This is a genomic window from Streptomyces sp. NPDC002809 (genome assembly GCF_040295435.1).
In the GTDB taxonomy this organism is placed as follows: domain Bacteria; phylum Actinomycetota; class Actinomycetes; order Streptomycetales; family Streptomycetaceae; genus Streptomyces.
The window spans coordinates 19882-39371 of the sequence record NZ_JBEOVJ010000079.1; the positions used below are offsets into that span (position 1 = coordinate 19882).

Sequence of the window (19490 nt, forward strand, 5' to 3'; positions counted from 1 at the left end):
GGAATCGTGATTGTCGTAGTTGGTATGTGCGTTTGTACGGGGTGCGGGTCCGGGTACGGTCACCCGGGAGGTGGTAGTCCGTGAGTCAGTCCCTCTCGTCAGCCGGTACGACCGCCGGCACGGTGCCGGAACTCGCCCTCACCGGCGATCTCGCCCGTCCGGCCCGTCTGACCGTGCCCGGTCTGTTCGCCTGGCCGCAGCACGAGTCCGACGTCAGCTTCGAGTGCGCCACCAGCGGTATCCAGCACCACCGCTTCTCCGGACCGCTGTTGCACGACGTGCTCGTGAGTGCCGGGCCGCGCTTCGACCTGACCCGCCGCAAGGACCGCCTGCGCTTCCTGATCGCGGTCTCCGGCGCGGACGGCCACCGTGCCCTGCTGTCCTGGGCCGAGATCGATCCCGACTTCGGGCAGGCCCGGGTGCTGCTGGCGGTGGCCATCGACGGCATCCGGCTCGACCACGCCGGCCCTCAGCTCGTCCTTCCGCAGGATCGCTGCGGCGCGCGGCATATCAGCGGCATCAATGCCGTACGCGTGGACGGCGGCTACTCCATGGGGGAGTGACACCGAACCGGCTCCGATTCGGTTACCTGGCGGCACGCCACGCGCATCGGCCCGCTGACGCCACCACCCGTAAGCGGGGCCCGTCCCCGGAACGCCCCGGTCCCGTAGGCCCGTTGGCAGAACCTCCCGCCGGGCGGTCACTGACAGTGACGACACGCGGGCTGTGGTGCTCCGTAGCCTCCGGACAGAGAAGAGCCGCACGAGCGCGACGAGTCGCTGGCCGAATGGTTCTACGAGGTGTGCGTCCGGGCGGCTCGGCGCCTCCATGGGAGCGGTCTGGTCGTGGAGACGCCGGGGCAGCCGCTTCCGGTGATCCTCTACGACATGTTTGACCCGGACACGATGTTCCGGCTGACCGCGGATGCCAATCCGGCCGAACTGGTGGCGGAGTTCATGACGGAGGGGAAACCGTCCGGGGCGTATTGATCGGACGGAGGTGCGGGAACGGCTCTCGGCGAGCGGTGCATCGGCAGTCCACGGCACACCGCATCACATGACGAAGTGGCGGAAGCGCCGGCTTCTGGCTTCTGTGCGAGCGGGTACTGCCCGCCTCATGACCACGCTTGCAGGGGCCGGTGCGAGGATCCCCGGACGGCCACGCGAGGGGATCGTATGGACACTTGAGACATCGGCCCGTTCGGCAACGGCATCGCTGCCGGCTTCGCCGACGACCTGGACGAGGCAGCCGTGTGAGCGCGGGTGCCAGGTAGGTGCGGGCACGACCACCTCGGCCTGGGCGTTAGGTTGTTGACCACCACGCAGGTTCGGATTGTCAGGAGGCGCCCATGTCCGGTGACACCCTCAGCCAGGATCCCGCAGAGCTGAGAAGGAGGATCGACAGCAGCAAGGCGCATCCGGCCCGCGTCTACGACGTCTTCCTCGGCGGCAAGGACCACTATCCCGCGGATCGCGACGCGGCGGCCGCCGGGCTCGCCGCCAACCCGCGCGGCTACCTCGACGTACGGCACAACCGTGACTTCCTGCGGCGCGCCGTCACCACCCTGGCCGAGGACGACGGCATCCGCCAGTTCCTCGACATCGGCACCGGCCTGCCGACCGCAGAGAACGTTCACCAGATCGCCCAGCGCACCGCACCGGAGACGCGGGTGGTCTACGTCGACAACGATCCGGTCGTCCTCGCCCACGCCCGCGCGCTGCTCACGAGCGGTCCCGAAGGGCGTACGGACTACGTCGACGCCGACCTGACGAGCCCGGCGCAGATCCTCGAACACGCCGCGCGGACCCTGGACTTCAGCCGCCCCATCGCGCTCTGCCTGGTCGCGATCCTGCACTTCGTCGAGGACGAGGAGGCGTACCCGATCGTCCGCGAGCTGATGGACGCGCTGCCCACCGGCAGCCGACTCGTGCTCAGCCACCTCACCGACGACCTCAACCCGGAGAACATTCGCGCGGTCCAACGAACCTACACGGAGCGGGGCTTCACGTTCGTGCTCCGTAACCGCAAGGACATCGGGCGCTTCTTCACGGAGGCCGGTCTGGAGCTCGCCGCCCCCGGGGTCGTCCCGGTGCACCACTGGCGCCCGGACCACGCGGCCCCGGTTCCGGAGCAGCCCGAGGGGTCCTATCTGGCGGGCCTCGAAGACATCGAGAAGGTCCGGTACAAGGACATCAACGACGTCACGGACGCCGACATCAACGTGTACGGCGCCCTGGGCGTCAAGGTCTGACGCCCGTCGGGCGGTTCCGGCGTCAGGGCCGCCCCGGTGCGGTGGCCGCGCGCACGGCCGGGCTTCGGGCCGCGGGCGAGGTGACGTCCAGCTTCTTCGTCCGGTCCGAACCGGTCGCGCGGGCCGTCCGCGTCATGGCACCCTGCGCCTCAACGGCTCAGGTACGGGTCGCCCAGAGGCGGATGCTCCCGTCGAAGCAGCCCACGGCGAGCGTTCCGCCGTCCGGGCTGAAGGCCATCGCGCGGACCCTCTCGGACCGCTCGGGCAGGATCAGGAGCTGCGCGCCGGAATGGGCGTCCCGGACGATGACCGTGCCCCCGTGGTCACCGGACACGAGCAGCTTGCCGTCCGGGCTGAATGCCAGCGCAGCCACGTCTTCGGTGTGGCCGGTGAGCCGGCGGTGCCCCCGCCCGGCGCGCGCGTCCAGCACGTTGACCAGCCCCTTGTCCTCAGGGGCGAGCGGTGAGCAGACAGCGGCGATGCTGTGGCCGTCCGGGCTGAACGCGAGGAGGCGGAGCCGGCCGTTGGGCCTGAGGGACCGGGGACGGTGCGATCTTCCGGAACGCGGATTCCAGCGGCGCACGTATCCTTCGCTGCCGCCCGACACGAGGAGGCGGCCGTCGGGGCTGAAGGCTGCCGGGCCCGTGGCGCCGGGCAGGTCGGTCACATGCTTCGCCGTGTCCGTGTTCCACAGGCGCAGCGCCGCGTAGCTGCCGACGGCGAGGGTGTGACCGTCCGGAGCGAACACCACCGCCGTGACGGTTCCGTTGTGCCCGGTGAGCTGAGCCCTGAGCGCGTTTGTACGGCCGTCCCACAGCCGTACCACCGGGCCTTCGCCCCCCGTGGCCAGTGTGCGGGCATCGGGTGTGAACGCCAGGGAGTGGACGCGGCCTTCGGTCCCGGAGAGGCGATGGAGCACCTTGCCCGTACCCGGGTCCACCAGACGGACGCCCGATTGGCTGTGGCTGGTGGCGAGGGCTTGCCCGTCGGGGCTGAACGCCAGCGCGTCCACGCGACCGCCGGATGCGCTCTTCAGCGTACGTAGCAGCCCGAACACCGGACTCGCGGCGTCGTCCTGTGCCGGGTTCGCCGCGAGCGTGGGCGTCCGGGGTGTGCGGGGCCGACGGCCGCGGCCGTGCCGGGAACCGCGCACGGAACCGGCCTCCGCGGTCGGCAGTGAGTCCTGGCTGGTCAGCTCCGCCAGTTCCGCGGCCACTTCCCGGGTGTCCGGCCGCCGTGCCGGATCCTTGGCCAGCAGCCCCATGACCAGCTTCTCCAACTCGCGCGGTATACCGGGGCGGAAGGCGCTGGGGCGTGGCGGGGCGACTTCCACGTGCTGGCGCATCAACGCGTAGAGGGGCTGGTCGACGGGGAACGGGAGGACGCCCGTGAGCATCTCGAACATCACGACGCCCAAGGAGTAGAGATCGGTGCGCGCGTCCGTCGTCCGCCCCTGGTGCTGCTCGGGCGACATGTACGCGGGAGTACCGAGTACGGGACCGGTCGAGGTCAGCGTTTCGGGCGTGTCGGCGACGCGGGCGATGCCGAAGTCGCAGACCTTCACCCGGTCGCCCGCCTGCACGAACAGGTTGGCCGGCTTCAGGTCGCGGTGGACCACCCCGTGCTGGTGCGCCGCCGCCACGGCGTCGACGGTCTGGCTCGTCAGGTCCACCACACGGCTGAAGGACAGGTGCCCGGGATGCTCGGCCAGAACCCGGGCCAGGTCGTGGCCGGTCAGCAGCTCCATGACGATGAAGCGGTACGTGTCGTGGCGGCCGGCGTCGTGCACCACCGTGATCCCCGGGTGCCGTAGTCCGGCAAGGATCTCGGCCTCCCGCTGGAAGCGCCGTTCCGGCACGGTGTCCCGCGCGACGGGCATCACCTTGACCGCGACCTCGCGCCCCAGTACCGAGTCCCGGCCCAGCCACACCTCTCCCATGCCACCGCGCCCCAGCAGCCGTCGAAGCGTGTACCGGTCGGCAAGGGTCACCCCGGTCGTCGCCATCCCAGACTCCACCATCGGCTCCGTTTCGCAGGCTCAGTGCACCTCGGACATCGTGCGGGACCGGCCCGTCGACCGGTGACCATCCAAGCGTGTGACGTCCGGCAGGTCGAGAGGAGCGGATCACACCGGGAGCGCGGGTCGGGGCGGCGTCAGGTGGAAACGGATCGGTCGGGAAGGGAGAAGTGCCGGTCGGACGAGGCGTTCCGCGCGGTGGCCGGATCGGTCGGGACGAACAGGCCGTGCCCCCGACGCCGCCGTCCCAGGTGTTTCCCGTCGAGCGGATGCGGTCACCGAGCGCCGCGTCGGCGTGTGCGAGTGCGGCGGTGGTGGGGAGGCGGAAGCCGTCGACCCCGTTGCGGTAGGCCGTGATACGGGTCAGCGCGATCCGGCACGGATTTCCCTCGTCGTTGAAGCCGAGGCCGGTGTTGTCCCAGGGGGCGTCGTTCCGTACGACGTGGGCGCCGGTGGCCCGGGTGCCGCCTCCGCCGAGATCCCGTACCACGTTGCCCCCGCCCGAGCCGAACTTGATCGCCAACGTCGCCAACCGTTCAACGTCGACGCCTCGGCGGCGTCCCTGACGCAGTCGGGCGGCATCATGGGCGCGTCTGCACGGGGAAGCAGGTGACCAACGGCACGACGTTCGACCCGGGCAGCTACTACTCCCACGCCCTCGACCGGCGAAGGACGTCCCCGTACTGCTCAAGCAGTACGCCGGACCGCAGGCCCCCATTGGCGGCCGAGCCCCACCGGCACCCGGTCCGCCTTCTCCCGTGGACGCGGAAGGCAGGCCGGCGTGGGGCCGGGTCAGCCACGAGGGGTCTGCGCGAGGAAGGCGGCCAGACCCTCCAGCAGCCGGTCGGCGTCCTCCTCGCTGCTGTACGGGGCCAAGCCGATCCGCAGCCCTCCCGCATCGCCCAGCCCCAGGTGACGCGAGGCCTCCAGGGCGTAGAACGAGCCCGCGGGCGCGTCGACACCCCGCTCCGCCAGAAACCGCGAGGCGTCCGCAGCCGACCGGCCCGGGAAGGTGGCCAGCAGCGTCGGGGTGCGCACGGTCGCGCGCGAGTGCACGACGACGCCGTCGAGAGCGGACAGCCCCTTCTCGATACGGACCCGCAGGGCGTCCTCGTGGGCCTCGATCTCCTCGAAGGCAGCGGCCAGCCGCTCCCGGCGGGTGCCGTCGACACCCGGAGCGAGCGAGGCGAGGAAGTCCACCGCGGCCCGGGCCGCGGCCAGGAACTCGTACGGCAGGGTGCCCAGCTCCAGCCGCTCCGGCACCGCGTCGGTCGACGGCAGCAGCTTGTCGGGCCGCAGGGTCTCCAGCAGTTCGGGGCGGCTCGCCAGTACGCCTATGTGCGGGCCGAGGAACTTGTACGGCGAGCAGACGAGGAAGTCGGCGCCGAGCGTGTCCAGCCGGACGGACGCGTGGGCCGCCAGGTGCACGGCATCCACGTGCAGCAGGGCACCTGCCCGGTGGACGAGCTCCGCGATGCAGGGCAGGTCGGGACGGGTGCCGATCAGGTTGGAGGCGCCGGTGACAGCGACCAGTCGGGTCCGCGCGGACAGCACCTCGGCGAACCGGGCGGGCGGCAACTCCCCGCTGTCCGGATCGAAGTCGACCCACCGGACTGTCGTACCGACGGCCTCGGCTGCCTGCACCCAGGGGCGGATGTTGGCGTCGTGGTCGAGCCGGCTGACCACCACCTCGTCGCCCGGCCCCCAGCCCTTGGCCAGGGTCCGCGCCAGGTCGTAGGTCAGCTGGGTGGAACTGCGTCCGAACACGATGCCACGAGGCTCCGCACCCACCAGGTCCGCGAGCGCCGACCGAGCTGCGCTCACGATCGCCTCCGCGTTCCGCTCGCCCTCGTTCTGTGTGCCCCGCACGGCCAGCGGCCGGGACAGGGCGTTCACGACCGCGTCGATCACCGGCTGCGGGGTCTGGGTGCCACCAGGTGCGTCGAAGCGGGCCGACCCGGCGGTCAGGGCCGGAATCTGCGCGCGGAGCGCCGGAACGTCGAGGGGCATGCGCGTTCTCCTGGACATGAGCGGGGGCGGACCTGGAGGGCCCGGGGCTGCTCGCGGCTGCGGCTCCCGAAGGCGATCCTGCCCCGAGTGTGTACAGGGCACGCGGCCGGGTCGCCGGCTGCGGCGTCGCCCCGCTTCGTCGACGGAGGTCTCGCGCGATTCGGTGGCGCGGTCGGCGTTGCATGGGGCAGGCTCATCCGCATGATCTCGGTGGTGCAGAACGTGGCGATCGACTGTGCGGATGCCTATGCCCTGGCTCGGTTCTGGAGCGAGGTGGTGGGGTGCCCGCTGGGTCCGGAGGACCGACCGGGGGCCCCGGAGACCGAAGTGATGCTGCCGGTGGGCCCGCTGCTGCACTTCAACCAGGTTCCGGAACCGAAGACGGTCAAGAACAGGATGCACCTGTGCCTGCGCCCGACGGCCTCGCGCGAGGAGGAGGTCGAGCGGCTGCTGAGTCTCGGTGCCACTCTTGTCACCGATCGCCGGGAACCCGGCGGCGCGGGCTGGGCGGTCCTGGCGGACCCTGAGGGCAACGAGTTCTGCGTTCTCCGCAGCGAGGCCGAGCGGGCTGCCACGCCGCCGTCGTGAGGCGGCCGAGGCGCAGCCGCTTCCCTCTACGGGAGCCCGCCTGCACGACGAGACGTGACCCGGCGTGGCGAGGGCGTTGGCCTGCCGCCCTCAGAGCCCGGTGACCTTGGAGCTCGCCGACAGCTCATAGACCAGGGTCACCGTGCGGCGGCTGCCGGGCGGCAGGGTGACGTCCCAGCCGACGATGCCCTCGGCGTCGATCGTGTCGGGCGGCGGGGAGCAGGAATCCTTGTGCACGCGTACGGTCACCGCCGCGACCTCGGAGACGGGAACGCGCTCCCGGAGGGCGACCACCCGGTCGTCCTCCTCGCCGGGGGCGGAGAACCGGGACAGGTGCAGCCGGACCGTACGAGTGATCACGGTCCGCTGGGTCATGGTGGCGGTGTCGCGGGACTCCTCCGCACGGCGGACCACCCTGTAGTCGTCGCAGCTGCCGAAGGGCAGTTCGGCAGGGGCGCCGGGGGCGGTGAAGTCCAGCGTGCCGCGGCCGATGAATCCGTTGCCGCGGACCAGGTCCACGGGGCCGGTGAGCAGCGCGTGGCCGGACAGGTTGTCGAACCGTACGACTTGGGTGACCAGGGGGGACAACTCCGGTGAGCAGGCGTACTCGCTGGGCGCGGTCGCGGTGAACGCGGAGAGACGCACCCGGTGGGCGCGGCCGTCGCCGGGCACCGAGACCGGCATGGGGGACCTCAGCACCCGCGTCTCGCCGCCGTCGTCCACCCCCGGCAGGCCGAGCACCGGGGCCGGCCCGAGGGTTCCGATCTCCTCCTCGCGCAGCTCGACGTCGACCGTGCGGCGCTCCGCTGCGGAGCGCTCCTTGAGCGTCAGCCGGTCCTCGTCCAGCCGTGGCGGTTCGGTGGCCAGCGCCGAGCGGGCCGTGGACAGGGTCAGCCGTACACCGGACCAGTCCTCGCCGGTGCGCTGCCAGACCATCGCGTCGGTCTCCAGCGTCAGCGAGTCCCCGTCGAGCACGGCCCGGTAGGCGGGGCGCCACAGCGCACACGGGGTGAGGTGGCTCAGGCGCAGCCCGACGGGTCCGGCGGCTGCGGCCTCCACGGTCAGCTCGATATGGCCGACCAGCTCGGCTGGTTCCTCCTCGGACAGGTGCAGTGCCCGCTGGAGGTCGGTGAGTTCGGAGGTGAGTGAGGACAACCGGACCTCAAGGGAACGGAGTTCCTCGGCGCGCGTGTCGCGCTCGGCATCGACCCGGTCCAGCTCGCGGGTCCAGCGGTCCCGCTCCGTCTCCCCGGACCCGGCGCCTTCGCCGACCTCCCGCAGCAGATCGGTGGCGAGGCGACCGAGCAGGCCCAGGCGGGCGTGGAGCCTGTCGCGGCGTTGTCCCAGCGACAGCCGCTCTTCTTCGAGGGCGTGTACGCGGTGGCGCGGAGCGGAGTCGTCGGCGGTGGACGGCGACCGCTTGCGCGGTGTCCAGCTGCGGACGATCCGGACGTCGAGCACCGTCGCGGGGTGACCGGAGGTCAACTCGGCATGGAGCGTTCGGTCGACCGCCAGCGCGCTGACCGGCCCCAGGCGCAGCCGCTGGACGCCGGCCTTCAGGTCGAGTACGACGGCGCGCTCGATGTGGGCACGATCCTCGAGGCAGGTGACGGCGGTGACGGGAAGGGCGACCGGGTTCGGGTCCGTGGACATGGGGTGTGTCAGCTCCTGCGGTTGCCGCCGACCAGGGCCTTGCCGGTCGGGATGCGGATCTCGTAGCCGCCGTCGAGAGCGGCAGTGGCGCCTGCGGGAAGATTCAGACGCCAGACCCGGGTACCCGGGGTGTGCCGATCCGGGCCCGCGCCGTCGTCGGGCGTCGTCCAGTCGGCCCGTTCCTCGATCCTGACGTCCGGGTCGGAGGTGACCGGCACCCGCTCGTGGACCTCCACGGTGACGGGCCGCGCCAGCCGGTTGGCCAGCTTCACGTGGACGCGGTGGTCGAGCACGGTGGTGTTGTTGCGCAGGCCCGAGGTCGACTCGTGCGCGTTCGTACGGTGCGTCACCCGGATGCCCTCGGCCGGACCGAGCCCCACCCGGCGGACACCGCCGGGGGCCAGCGTGGGCAGCGCGGTGGTCAGCAGGAACTCGTCGTCGACGGCGACCTCCACCGGACCGGCCAGCAGCGCCTGGTCGGTGGCGTTGGAGAGCAGCAGCGTGGCGTACACGGCCGGCTCCACGGACGGCACACAGAGGTACTCGGTGCGCAGCCCGACCGGGATCTCGCCGACGGTGACGGTGTGCCAGGTTCCGTCCGACGGGATGTCGGCGCGCGCGGTGGCGTCGAAGCGGTGGTCGAAGGACCCTGCCGACTCGCGGGGCCGCACGGCCTGTCCGGGCAACGGCAGCGCGGCCACCGCTTCGGCGCGGCGACGGTACTCGGCCGCCACCGGATCGAAGGACGAGCCGGGGAACAGCCGGCCCCTGCGACCGCCCTGCTCGTCCGGGCCGCACAACGCGAGTGCGGCGTAATCGAGTTCGGCGCCGCTCGGTTGCGGCGGACCGGCAACCGGCGCCGGAGGCGGCGGCGCGGCCATGCCGGGAGCCGGGGGTGCGGGGGCGCCCCCGACAGGTGCGCCGCCGGATCGTGTCCTGTTGCGCGGCAGGCCGGTCAGTGGCGGCGCGGGGGCAGGTGTCCCGCTACCGAATGGCTCCGGGGGAGCGCCGCCGTAGCTGCCCGGCGCCGCCGGCGACGGCGGGGGAGGCGGCGGAACGGGGCCGTACGCGGATTCGCCCGCTGCGCCCATGGGTGCAGCGCCGGCGGCCCCGACGGCCACGGGTCCGGTGATCCTCTCAGGGCCGGGGCCTGCCGCGTCGTATCCGTTGAACAGGTCGACGAGTCCGGCCGGGGGTTCGCGCCAGCCCGAGGGTGCGGGGGCGGGCTGACTGCGCCCGATCCGTACCGAGCGGAGCCCTGGCAGGTCGGTGCGGCGCCGCAGATCGGCGGTGGCCAGGGCGATGCGTACGCCGGTCCAGTCCTCGCCGGTCCGCTGGGCGACCGAGGCGCGCAGTACCAGGTGTCCGCTGCCGTCGCCCTGACGGTGAGTGAGGCGGTACGCCGGCACCCAGACAGCGCCGGGCACCCCGTACTCCAGCTCCAGCTCCACTTCGGCGTCGCCCGCTTCACCGGCACCTTCGAGGGTCAGGAGCGCGCAGACCGTGGTTTCCACGTGCGCCGACGGTGCGTCGGTGGATGCGCGTTCGATCCTGTCCGCGGCGACCGCGAGTTCGTGTTCGACGTTGCGCAGCGACTCCTCCAGCTCGGCGAGGTGGTCGTGCAGCCCGGTCAGCCGCTCGTCGACGAAGTCGGCGAGCTCCAGCCACGCGTCTACCGGGGTGCGGCGGTGCGGGTCCTCGCGCTTGCGGGCGGGCGGGACCGGGTGAAGAGCCCTGACCTCCTCGATCACGCTCAGCTGCCGGTCCCGGCGCCCCTGCGCCGCGGCGAACGCGTCGCTCAGCCGCTCGTACTCGCGCCGCAACACGTCCGGCGCGTCCGTCCCCGCCAACTCGGCCTCGACTTCCACCCGGGCCTCGGTGACACGTGCCCCGGGGGTGCCCAGGACCCTGACCCGCAACGAGCCCGGGTCCAGCGAGCGGGGCAGCCCCGTCACCCGCACCCGGCCGTCCGACGGCACACCGCCCCGGGCCAGGCGACGGCAGAGCGCGCCCTGCGCGTACACGACAACGGAATCGAGGGTCGATCCCCACCTCTGTGCCGGCTCAGCCGTCATGCGCTCCGCCCCCGCCGCGTCCATGGTGAACGAAGCCTACGCCCGGGCGGTCCGCTTGTCCGCGCGGGTCAGGTCGTCCGTGCGGGGCCGCAGCCCGGGCACAGGCCCCGGTAGGTCACCTCCGCCTTGGAGACGGTGAAGCCGAACCGTTCGGACTCCGGGAGTTCGGCCAGGAGATCGCCGACGGGGTGGACGTCCCGGATGGCGCCGCAGCCGGAGCACACCAGGTGCTGGTGGGGGTGGTGGGCGTTCGGGTCGTAGCGCTTGGCGCGGCCGTCGGTGGCCAACTCGACCACCTCGCCGAGCGCGACGAGCTCGCCGAGGGTGTTGTAGACGGTGGCGCGGGAAATTTCCGGCAGCCGGGAAACAGCGTGTGCGAGCACCTCGTCCGCGGTGAAGTGGACGTGCTCACCGGCGAGTACCTCGGCGACCACCCTGCGCTGAGCTGTCATCCGCCAGCCACGTGCCCGAAGCCGTTGCAGCAGGTCACTCATGCCCACCAGCCCATCTGTGCGTCGTCCTGCGAATGGATCCGTACACGCCTGTCGTTCGTATTGACTTGGACTATGTCCATCGTAGGATCGGTTCCGGTCAACAGCCAAGGGACAGGACAGCAGCGCGGAAAAGCAGGTGACTTCAGGAGACGGGCCACTCGCCCCGCCATCCCGGCCCTGCGTTTCCACCGTCCGAAGTTCCTCAGCACCGTGATCCGCCCCGTCCGGAAGGATTTCCATGACTGAGAACCACGACGCGATCGTCACCGACCCGAAGACAGAGGAGGCCGGTGGCTGCCCGGTCGCGCACGGTCGCGCGCCCCACCCGACCCAGGGCGGCGGCAACCGCCAGTGGTGGCCTGAGCGGCTCAACCTGAAGATCCTGGCCAAGAACCCTGCCGTGGCCAATCCGCTCGGTGAGGAGTTCGACTACGCCGAGGCGTTCGGGAGCCTCGACCTCCCGGCGGTGAAGCGGGACATCGCCGAGGTGCTGACGAAGTCGCAGGACTGGTGGCCCGCCGACTTCGGCAACTACGGCCCGTTCATGGTCCGGATGGCCTGGCACAGCGCCGGCACCTACCGGATCAGCGACGGGCGCGGCGGTGCCGGAGCCGGTCAGCAGCGCTTCGCCCCGCTCAACAGCTGGCCGGACAACGCGAGTCTCGACAAGGCCCGCCGCCTGCTGTGGCCGGTCAAGAAGAAGTACGGCAAGAACCTCTCGTGGGCCGACCTCATCGTCCTCACCGGCAACGTCGCCCTGGAGACGATGGGCCTCAGGACCTTCGGCTTCGGCGGCGGCCGGGCGGATGTGTGGGAGCCCGACGAAGACGTCTACTGGGGCCCCGAGACCACCTGGCTCGGCGACGAGCGCTACACCGGTGACCGGGAGCTCGAGAATCCTCTCGGTGCGGTGCAGATGGGCCTCATCTACGTCAATCCCGAGGGCCCCAACGGCACTCCGGACCCGATCGCCGCGGCCCGCGACATCCGTGAGACGTTCCGCCGCATGGCGATGAACGACGAGGAGACCGTCGCCCTGATCGCGGGCGGCCACACCTTCGGCAAGACCCACGGCGCGGGACCTGCGGACAACGTCGGTCCCGACCCCGAGGCCGCCCCGATGGAGCAGCAGGGCCTGGGCTGGCAGAGCACGTACGGCACGGGCAAGGGTGCCGACACCATCACCAGTGGTCTCGAGGGCATCTGGACCGACACCCCGACCACCTGGGACAACAGCTTCTTCGACATCCTCTTCGGTTACGAGTGGGAGCTGTTCAAGAGCCCCGCGGGCGCGCACCAGTGGCGGCCGAAGGAGGGCGCCGGCGCAGGTACGGTCCCCGACGCGCACGACCCGTCGAAGACCCACGCACCGACGATGCTGACGACGGACCTCTCGCTCCGGCTCGACCCCGCCTACGAGGAGATCTCGCGGCGCTTCCACCAGAACCCGGACCAGTTCGCCGACGCCTTCGCCCGCGCGTGGTTCAAGCTGACGCACCGGGACATGGGCCCGGTCGTCCGGTACCTGGGCCCCGAGGTCCCGGCGGAGACCCTGGTGTGGCAGGACCCGCTTCCCGCCCGGGCGTACGACCTCGTCGACGCGGGGGACATCGCCGCCCTCAAGGCGCAGGTCCTCGCCTCGGGTCTGTCCGTGACCGAGCTCGTCTCCACCGCGTGGGCGTCCGCCTCGTCCTTCCGGGGCAGCGACAAGAGGGGCGGCGCCAACGGCGCACGCATCCGCCTCGAACCGCAGAGCGGCTGGGAGGTCAACGACCCGGACCGGCTGGCGACGGTGCTGCGCAGCCTCCAGGGGATCCAGGAGGCCTTCAACTCCGCCCAGTCGGGCGGGAAGCAGGTCTCGCTCGCCGACCTCGTCGTCATCGCAGGCGCCGCAGCCGTCGAGAAGGCCGCCGGTGACGCCGGCTTCGGCATCGAGGTCCCCGTCACCCCGGGCCGCGTCGACGCGTCGCAGGAACAGACGGACGTGGAGTCGTTCGTCGAGCTGGAGCCGTCCTCCGACGGATTCCGCAACTACCTCGGCAAGGGCAACAGGCTGCCCGCCGAGTACCTGCTGCTCGACCGGGCGAACCTGTTGAACCTGAGCGCACCCGAGCTGACCGTTCTCGTCGGCGGTCTGCGTGTCCTGGGCGCCAACTACCAGCAGTCCTCACTCGGTGTCCTCACCGAGACCCCCGGGTCGCTGACCAACGACTTCTTCGTCAACCTGCTCGACCTGGGTACGACGTGGAAGGCCACGTCCGACGACGCGAGCACCTTCGAGGGCCGCGACGCCACGGGCAAGGTCCGGTGGACCGGCAGCCGCGCCGACCTCGTCTTCGGTTCGAACTCCGAGCTGCGCGCGGTAGCGGAGGTCTACGCGAGCGACGACGCGAAGGAGAAGTTCGTCAAGGACTTCGTCGCCGCGTGGGACAAGGTCATGAACCTGGACCGGTTCGACCTCGTCCGAGCGTGAGTCCGGGCCGGCCCCTGGGGGCTGGCCCTTCACCGCCGCCGGGCCACCGGTCCTCGGCCGGTCTCCGCCGGATGGCGGGGACCGGACCGGCGGTGCCGGCAGCGCCGGTCCGGCACGGTGCGCGGGCACAGGGGGTGCTTCGGGCTGGTCAGGGGCCTCTGGCAGAATCCACGGCATGGGATTGTTCAAGCGGACCGGCAAGCCGGAGGGCCCTGCTCAGGGCGTGGATCCGGCCGACCTGAGCACACTGTCGCTCCAGGGCGAAGACATGATCGACCAGCTGGCTCGTGCTCACATGTCCTGGGGGCTGGGCTCGGCGGACCGCTGGGGACTGGACCAGAGGACCGGCCTCATCACCTGGACCTTCCCCGACAGGACCGCGACCGCGCCCGCGCAGATCCTGGCCAGTTTCAGCCCTTCGTCGGGCTCGTGGCTGTGGGCCTGGGCCAACGAGAGCATCCTCCCGGAGATGAGTCGCGACGCCCGGAGCGTCCGGGACTGGGCAGAAGCCCACGGCCATCCCGCGCTGGCCCGACCGGAGACCGAGGCCGACGCGCAGGCAGCGGCAACCCTCGCCGCCCTGGCCGTGCGGATCACCGGGGCCACCGGCTTCTACCGGAGTTCGGGAGGCAAGTCCGTCGCGATCATCACGTTCGGGCCGGTCACCCTGACCGCTGCCGACGGCAGCACTTCCACCTTCACCGTCGATATCGGCTGAGGACTGTCCCGGCGACCGTCCGGCAGGGCACCTCGACGGTGTTCCGACCGGCATCGCGAGAGCAGTGAGGGAATCTGTGGACAGTGATCTGCGGCGTGCGGCCGTCGCGGCGCTCGGCGAACTCGGACGAAGCGAGGACTGGCGTGACCGGGCGGATGCCGGCCACGGCCTGGCGGGGTTCGCCGAGATGCAGGAGGCCGTGGAGCCGCTGCTGGGGCTGGTGCTCGACTCCGGTGACACCTTCGTCACCCGGCGGACCGCACAGGGCTTGCTCCGGCGGAAGGACAGGGCGGGACTGGCGATAGTCGCGTCCGCACTGGCAGTCGCCAACGACAATCACGCCGATTGGATCCACACCGCGGCCTCCGATGTCCTCAGCCTCTTCGCGGAGGACCTGGACGAGGCGCTACGGCTCTGTGAGGAGTTGTCGGGCGACACCGATGACCGTGTTGCCCGAGGGGCCCGTCGACTGTACAAGGGTCTGGCAGGGGGCGATCCCGTTCTTCGCCCCGCGTAGAGGGCGACAGCCCGGGTGCGGATCCTCGAAGCCGGGCGGCATCCCCGCCGCGTGATCCTTCGCGCAGGTGGGCGGCCTGGTTAGGCTGCCCACCGGCAACGGCCCAGACCCAGGAGCGCACCTCATGCCCGATCCCGCCCGGAAGCACCCGTATCGCGATGCCCTTCGGCCGGACGAACTGCCCGCGCCGCACCCGTTGTTGGAGCCCCTGCTCGGATTCCTGGGCAGCTGGACCGGCCGGGGTCGCGGCGGGTATCCGACTCTGGCCGAGGAATTCGTCTATGGCCAGGAGGTCACCTTCAGCCATGACGGGCGGCCGTTCCTCCACTACGAGGCGCGTGCCTGGCTGCTGGACGCGGACGGCGAGCCGCTGCGGCCCTCGGCGCGGGAGAGCAGCTGGTGGCGGATGCAGCCGGAAGGGCGTGTGGAGGTGCTGATCACCCAGCCCACCGGTGTCGCGGAGATGATGACCGGCCGGGCGGCGGACGGTGTGGCGGACCTCGCCACCCACCAAGTCGCCCTCGCTCCCACTGCCAAGAAGGTCGACGCCACCCGCCGGCGCTACACGCTGACGGACGACGACACGCTCGACTTCGTCCACGACCTCGCGGCGGTCGGCCGGCCGCTCCAGCATCATCTCTCGGCGCGGCTCCGCCGCGCGGGCCGCGAGTAGTGCTGTTGGGGCAGTCAACGAACTCGTGCCGTATGTACGGGACCACGACGTCGGCGGGGTAGCTCTGTGGGAATGGTCGTGCGGCTGTGGGCGGCTGGGGAGATGCCCTGCGAAGACGCGCTGTACAGGCCGGACGACACCGGCCTGGAGGTGCATGTGGACGGTCCCGGGGCTTACCACCCGGACGCCGGACGGCCGATCCCGTTCCGTCTCGGAGGGCCGGTCGACGTGGCCCGGCTCATCGAGGTGAGCGGTACCACCGAGGTGAACCCCCATTTCGAGAGCCTGCTGCCGGACGGAACGGGATGGGTGTGCGGCGGCGGCAGCGGGATGGGTAACGTCGGCTACCTCGCCCGTCTCGGCGCCGACCATTCCTTGCGGTGGGTGGCCGTGATGTGGAACTCCAACCCCTTCGTGGGGGTGCGCTACGAGGGAACGGCCGCCGTTTTCACCAATGACTGGGGAAACCGGCTGCGCCTCGACCTCACCGAACCCGCTCTGGCCTGACCCCGCAGGTGGCCGCGTCAGCCACCGACGCGGTGTGAGGTCCGGACGCCGAACCGGACGGTTGGAACGACGGGCCGGCCGCCGAGGAGAAGCAGCGGGGAACGCGAGCCGGGATCAGTCGACGGACGGCATCAAGGGGCGGTCAGTTCGTCGATTCACCCGGAACCGGCCGCTACCACTCCTACCTCTGCGAGGAGATCGTGCCGTGGGCCGACGCCCACTACCGGACGCTCGCCGACCGCGACCACGCACTGGCCGGGAAGTCGAGCGGCGGACTCGGGGCGATGATCACACCCATGCTCAGGCCCGATCTGTTCGGAGTGTTCGCGACGCACTCGGGCGACTCCCTGTCCGAGGCCCAGTACATCCCCCACTTCCTCATGGCGGCACGCCACTTGAGGGCGTACGACGGCGACATCCACCGCTGGTGGGACGACTTCCGCTCACGGGTGGCCTTCACCAAGTACGAGGACCTGCGGCTGCTCGAACTGCGCGGTGTCTCGGCCTGCTTCTCGCCCGCACCGGACGGCACGCCCCAACTGCCCTTCGACCCGTGCACCGGAGCCCCGCTGCCGGAGATCTGGCAACGCTGGCTGGAGTGGGACCCGGTGCGGATGGCCCCGCGGTACGCCGGTGCGCTGAAGTCGCAGCGGGCGATCTGGATCGACGCGGGCACCCGTGACGAATGGTTCCTCGATCCGGGTGCGCAGGCCTTCCGCGACGTCCTCGCCGAGGTCGGGGTCGACGAGGACGTCATACGCTTCGAACTGTTCGACGCGGGTCACCACGGGGTGGAGTACCGGATGCCGCCCGCACTCGCCTGGCTCTCCCGGAGGATGGCCGAACCGGTCCGAGGCGCTTAAGGGCTGTCCCGTAATCCCTGGCGGGCGCGCGACGACGGCTACGGCGCCTCGCCGTGTTGTCGGAACACCCGAATACATCCGGGATGCGGACGCCCCTCGGCCTTGCGATGCACCGCATCCGACGCCGCGCGCCGATCCACCACGGATTACGGGACAGCCCTCATGCCGCCGCCCGGACGGGCTCAGCGCAGCGCCTCGGGCAGTTCCTCCCGGTGGATGACGCCCAGGCGCTGCGTCGCCCGGGTCAGCGCCACGTAGAGGTCACTGGTCCCGAACAGGGCGGGCTCCACGACCAGCACATGGTCGAACTCGAGCCCCTTGGCCTGCCGCGGATCGAGCAGTACGACCGGGTGGGTCAGATCGGGCTCGGCGCCGGCCGTGACACCCTCCAGCGGAGCACTGATCTCCCCGTGGAGCGCCCGCGGCGCGATCACCGCGAGGCGTCCTTCCTCGGGCGTCAGCTCCAGGACCGCCCTGGCCACCGCGCCCGCCAGGTCGTCCCCGGCCTCCCGCACCCACGGCACCTCGCCGGTGGACCGCACCGAGGCGGGCGGCACGAAGGAGGGATCGTGGGCGCGCAGCACCCTGGCGGCCAGCTCCATGATCTCGGCGGGCGTACGGTAGTTGACCTTGAGCGAGACGTGCTCGAAGCGGTCGGCGACGTACGGCCCGAGGATCTTCTCCCACGAGCCGACGCCGGCCTCCTCCGAGGTCTGCGCGGGGTCGCCGACCAGCGTCATCGAGCGGGTCGGCGAGCGGCGCATCAGCAGCCGCCACGCCATCGGCGAGAGTTCCTGCGCCTCGTCGACGATGATGTGCCCGAAAGCCCAGGTGCGGTCGGCGGCGGCGCGCTCGGCCGCGCTGCGGTGGTCGGCCTCCTCCTGCCGCTCCGCCATCCGCTCGGCGTCGATGATGTCGTGGGCGGCCAGCACCTCGGACTCCTCGTCCTCGAACTCGAACGACTCCGAGCCCCTCGAAAGCTCCAGCACACCCTGCGCGTACGCGATCCGCTCCTGACGCCCGGCCTCCGCGGCCGCCCGCTCGGCACTGTCGTCGACCCCGAGGAGCTCCGCCGCCTCGTCGAGCAGCGGTACGTCGGCGGGGGTCCAGGGCCCGTCGCCGGGCGCGCGCCGGATCGCCTCGGCGTCCTCGGCCGGCACGTGGACGGGGTCGGCCAGGTAGTCGCTGAGGAAACCCTCCGGGGTGAGCGGCGGCCACAGCTCGTCGACGGCGCTGTGGACCGCCGTGCTGACGGCGACACCCTTGCCGAGCTGGGCGATGTCGTCGGGGCCAAGGAAGTTGGGACCTCCGTACGGGTCGGCCCCGATGCGCTCCGTGAGCTGTGCGGTGAGGGCGTCGATGATCCGGAACGCGAAGTGGGGGCGGGCCAGGTTGTGCGGCAGCCTGGTCTCTTGGGCCGCCTGCCGGGCCTCGTAGGCGATCTCCCAGTCGAGGATCAGGTCCCCGTCGTCGTGCCGGATGATCAGCGGGGCCCCGGGCTCGGGCAGCACCTGGCGGTCGCGTACGGCCATGGCGAGCGCCTCCGCCATCGGCTCGGCGCCCTTGACGGCGGCGGCGCGGGGTGTGTCGGTCCCGTGGGCGTGGACACCGGGGAAGAGCTCGGCCTGTGTGGCGAGCAGCACCCCGGTCTCGCCGAGGGCGGGCAGCACCTCGCCGATGTAACTCAGGAAGGCCGGGTTGGGGCCCACGATCAGGACGGCGCGCTTGGCGAGCAGCTCACGGTGTTCGTACAGGAGGAAGGCCGCCCGGTGCAGTGCCACCGCCGTTTTTCCGGTACCGGGTCCGCCCTCGACGACGAGCACCCCGCGGTGCGGGGCGCGGATGATGCGGTCCTGCTCCGCCTGGATGGTCCGCACGATGTCGCCCATGCGGCCGGTCCGGGCGGAGTTCACGGCGGCCAGGAGCACGGTGTCGCCGCTCGGGTCCTCGAAGCCGGTGCGCTGCCGGTCCCCGACGTCGAGGATCTCGTCGTGAAGTTCGGTGACGGCGCGGCCCTCGGTGGTGATGTGCCTGCGCCGGCGCAGTCCCATGGGCGTGTGGCCGGTGGCGAGGTAGAAGGGGCGGGCGACCGGCGCGCGCCAGTCGATCAGCAACGGCGTGTGCGCGGTGTCGTCCTCGCGGATTCCGATGCGGCCGATATGGTGCGCGGTGCCGTCGGAGAGATCGATGCGACCGAAACACAGCGAGCCGTCCACCGCGTTCAGGGCGGCCAGCAGACCCGAGCGCTCGGCGATGAGGACATCGCGCTCGAGACGGGCCTGCAGCCCGTTGCCGACCGGCGTCAGCGCGTCCTCGACGTGCTGAGCGGTTACTCCGCGCAGCGCGTCCACACGGTCGTAGAGCCGGTCGATGAATTCCTGCTCCTTATGCAATTCATCGATTTCCCGAGTTGACAAAATTACTCCCTGCCGGATATGGTGTTGCTTAGTGGCCCCCTGAGTGGGGCCTTTTCTGTGGGCGCACAGAAAGAATCAATATACCCGGGAAAACCCCTGGTCCACAATTGCGGACCAGGGGTTTTCTGTTGCCGTATGTCGGGGGATGTCGACTGTGGTGGGGGTCAGTCCCATTGGTCCTGGTTGATGAAGCGGCTGAAGCCTCGCCAGGAGTTGGGGCCCATCGCGCCGTCG

16 protein-coding genes are annotated in these 19490 nt (G+C 71.3%); 10 read left to right on the plus strand and 6 right to left on the minus strand.

Features of this window, described 5'->3' with window-relative positions; genetic code table 11:
* Window positions 1-80: 80 nt before the first annotated feature.
* The 3 genes from ABT025_RS31900 (at window position 81) to ABT025_RS31910 (ending at window position 2251) form a co-directional block, all read left to right on the plus strand.
* Window positions 81-563, plus strand: a complete 483-nt coding sequence (locus tag ABT025_RS31900) for a molybdopterin-binding protein (RefSeq protein WP_351002032.1) — start codon at window positions 81-83, stop codon at window positions 561-563.
* 282 nt (window positions 564-845) lie between these two features.
* Window positions 846-989 (plus strand): hypothetical protein, encoded by a 144-nt coding sequence (locus ABT025_RS31905; RefSeq protein ID WP_351002034.1) that lies wholly within the window; start codon window positions 846-848, stop codon window positions 987-989.
* Between the two features lie 359 nt (window positions 990-1348).
* A complete protein-coding gene (locus ABT025_RS31910) occupies window positions 1349-2251 on the plus strand; it encodes an SAM-dependent methyltransferase (protein ID WP_351002036.1) in 903 nt (300 codons plus the stop codon).
* Between the two features lie 157 nt (window positions 2252-2408).
* Here the strand turns inward: ABT025_RS31910 and ABT025_RS31915 are convergent, their stop codons facing one another.
* Together ABT025_RS31915 and ABT025_RS31920 are read right to left on the minus strand one after the other, a co-directional pair.
* The gene (locus tag ABT025_RS31915) at window positions 2409-4256 is read right to left on the minus strand and encodes a WD40 repeat domain-containing serine/threonine protein kinase (RefSeq protein WP_351002038.1); all 1848 of its coding nucleotides are present in this window, start codon (window positions 4254-4256) and stop codon (window positions 2409-2411) included.
* 804 nt (window positions 4257-5060) lie between these two features.
* Window positions 5061-6278: a cysteine desulfurase-like protein gene (locus tag ABT025_RS31920; protein ID WP_351002040.1), complete on the minus strand. Its 1218-nt coding sequence runs from the start codon at window positions 6276-6278 to the stop codon at window positions 5061-5063.
* 201 nt (window positions 6279-6479) lie between these two features.
* Between ABT025_RS31920 and ABT025_RS31925 the strand changes: the two genes are divergently transcribed.
* The gene (locus ABT025_RS31925; protein WP_351002042.1) at window positions 6480-6866 is read left to right on the plus strand and encodes a VOC family protein; all 387 of its coding nucleotides are present in this window, start codon (window positions 6480-6482) and stop codon (window positions 6864-6866) included.
* A 90-nt stretch (window positions 6867-6956) separates the two neighbouring features.
* On the opposite strand, the gene ABT025_RS31930 is transcribed toward ABT025_RS31925, so the two are convergent.
* The 3 genes from ABT025_RS31930 to ABT025_RS31940 all read right to left on the minus strand — a co-directional run bounded on the left by ABT025_RS31930 (window position 6957) and on the right by ABT025_RS31940 (window position 11088).
* A complete protein-coding gene (locus ABT025_RS31930) occupies window positions 6957-8519 on the minus strand; it encodes a mucoidy inhibitor MuiA family protein (RefSeq protein WP_351002044.1) in 1563 nt (520 codons plus the stop codon).
* Window positions 8520-8527: 8 nt separating this feature from the next.
* On the minus strand, window positions 8528-10594 hold the full coding sequence (locus ABT025_RS31935) for a DUF4139 domain-containing protein (protein WP_351002046.1): 2067 nt from the start codon (window positions 10592-10594) through the stop codon (window positions 8528-8530).
* Between the two features lie 68 nt (window positions 10595-10662).
* Entirely contained in the window at window positions 10663-11088 is a 426-nt protein-coding gene (locus ABT025_RS31940) for a Fur family transcriptional regulator (protein ID WP_351002048.1), read from the minus strand.
* A gap of 238 nt (window positions 11089-11326) precedes the next feature.
* Between ABT025_RS31940 and katG the strand changes: the two genes are divergently transcribed.
* From katG to ABT025_RS31970, 6 genes are all read left to right on the plus strand, one after another.
* Window positions 11327-13561, plus strand: coding sequence for a catalase/peroxidase HPI (gene katG, locus ABT025_RS31945; RefSeq protein ID WP_351002050.1), 2235 nt, complete (start codon window positions 11327-11329; stop codon window positions 13559-13561).
* A gap of 175 nt (window positions 13562-13736) precedes the next feature.
* Entirely contained in the window at window positions 13737-14279 is a 543-nt protein-coding gene (locus ABT025_RS31950) for a DUF6882 domain-containing protein (protein ID WP_351002052.1), read from the plus strand.
* 76 nt (window positions 14280-14355) lie between these two features.
* Complete coding sequence (locus tag ABT025_RS31955) at window positions 14356-14796, plus strand: hypothetical protein (RefSeq protein WP_351002054.1); 441 nt, start codon at window positions 14356-14358, stop codon at window positions 14794-14796.
* A 124-nt stretch (window positions 14797-14920) separates the two neighbouring features.
* Window positions 14921-15469: a nitrobindin family protein gene (locus ABT025_RS31960; protein WP_351002056.1), complete on the plus strand. Its 549-nt coding sequence runs from the start codon at window positions 14921-14923 to the stop codon at window positions 15467-15469.
* Between the two features lie 102 nt (window positions 15470-15571).
* Window positions 15572-15976 carry a hypothetical protein gene (locus ABT025_RS31965; RefSeq protein WP_351002058.1) on the plus strand — a complete coding sequence of 135 codons (405 nt, stop codon included), beginning with the start codon at window positions 15572-15574 and terminating at the stop codon, window positions 15974-15976.
* Window positions 15977-16089: 113 nt separating this feature from the next.
* On the plus strand, window positions 16090-16839 hold the full coding sequence (locus tag ABT025_RS31970) for an alpha/beta hydrolase-fold protein (protein WP_351002063.1): 750 nt from the start codon (window positions 16090-16092) through the stop codon (window positions 16837-16839).
* 182 nt (window positions 16840-17021) lie between these two features.
* Here the strand turns inward: ABT025_RS31970 and ABT025_RS31975 are convergent, their stop codons facing one another.
* Complete coding sequence (locus ABT025_RS31975) at window positions 17022-19232, minus strand: HelD family protein (RefSeq protein WP_351002060.1); 2211 nt, start codon at window positions 19230-19232, stop codon at window positions 17022-17024.
* Window positions 19233-19490 lie beyond the last annotated feature (258 nt).